The organism is Burkholderia sp. AU15512, assembly GCF_002223325.1.
In the GTDB taxonomy this organism is placed as follows: domain Bacteria; phylum Pseudomonadota; class Gammaproteobacteria; order Burkholderiales; family Burkholderiaceae; genus Burkholderia.
In genome coordinates this window covers 1-1,460 of sequence record NZ_NKEX01000012.1, presented here as the reverse complement: position 1 = coordinate 1,460, position 1,460 = coordinate 1, and the positions used below count along the sequence as shown (strand labels likewise).

1 protein-coding gene is annotated in these 1,460 nt (G+C 63.8%); it reads left to right on the top strand.

Going from position 1 to position 1,460, the window contains the following annotated elements; all coding sequences use genetic code 11:
* The first annotated feature begins 231 nt into the window (after positions 1–231).
* A complete protein-coding gene (locus CFB43_RS37405; RefSeq protein ID WP_179254787.1) occupies positions 232–1,437 on the top strand; it encodes an IS110 family transposase in 1,206 nt (401 codons plus the stop codon).
* Positions 1,438–1,460: the final 23 nt, after the last annotated feature.

The window sequence follows — 1,460 nt, the reverse complement described above, 5'->3', positions numbered from 1 at the left end:
CCCCGTTACTATCTTCACGCCCCGATAATTGGGGCTTTGGCCAGCCAGGCCCGGCATGATTCTCGCCCCCAGTCGCAGTCATGATCCGGGGGGTGTTGTCACCGGGCCTGGTGGGTGGCTGGTGATCGCTAATAGGGGTTTGGCCGGGATATCCCGACGCCGTCCGTAACGTGGATGCCGAGACTTGCCACCGTTGTTGCAGGCCAATCCGTTCACTCTGCTCATACTTCGATGCAAGACACTCAACAACATGGCGCCGTCGATGTCTTCATCGGCGTCGATGTCGGTAAAGGCCAGCATCATGCCGTCGCGCTTGATCGGAACGGCAAGCGCCTGTACAACAAGGCGCTACCCAACGACGAGGCCAAGCTGCGAGCCCTCATCGCCGAGCTCAAGACTCAGGGTCAACTGCTATTCGTCGTCGATCAGCCATCCACCATCGGCGCGCTTCCTGTAGCCGTCGCCCGCGCCGAAGGCGTACTCGTCGCCTATCTGCCGGGACTGGCTATGCGCCGCATCGCCGACCTACATGCAGGCGAAGCCAAGACCGATGCCCGCGATGCCGCGATCATTGCCGAAGCCGCTCGCTCGATGCCGCACACACTGCGCTCGCTTCGGTTGGCCGACGAGCAGCTCGCCGAACTCACCATGCTGTGCGGCTTCGACGACGATCTCGCCGACCAAGTCACTCAAACCAGCAACCGCATTCGCGGCTTGCTCACCCAGATCCATCCCGCTCTCGAACGCGTTCTCGGACCGCGCCTCGATCATCCAGCGGTACTCGATCTGCTTGAGCGCTACCCGTCGCCAGCCGCGCTTGCCGCCACCAGCGAGAAGACGCTCGCCAACCGCCTGACCAAACTCGCACCGCGCATGGGCAAAGGCTTGGCGACCGAGATCGTTCAGGCACTCAGCGAACAAGCCGTGACCGTGCCCGGCACGCAAGCCGCCACCATCGTCATGCCTCGCTTGGCCCAGCAGCTTGCGGCCTTGCGTAAGCAACGTGACGAGGTCGCCGCCGAAGTTGAGCGACTGGTGCTTGCTCACCCTCTTTGGCCGGTCCTGACCAGCATGCCGGGAGTCGGCGTCAGGACCGCCGCCAGACTCCTGACCGAGGTCGCGCATAAAGCGTTCGCTTCGGCCGCCCACTTGGCGGCCTACGCTGGTCTTGCCCCGGTCACCCGGCGCTCAGGCTCATCCATCCGTGGTGAGCACCCATCCAGACGCGGCAACAAGGTGCTCAAGCGCGCCTTGTTCCTATCCGCCTTCGCGGCATTGCGGGATCCTGTCTCGCGGGCTTACTACGCGCGCAAGATCCAGCAGGGCAAGCGCCACAACCAAGCACTCATCGCGCTGGCACGGCGACGCTGCGACGTCCTGTTCGCCATGCTGCGCGACGGCACCATTTACCAACCCAAGTCCGCCCCTAACGCTTGACGAAGGACATAGGGGCACCCCCC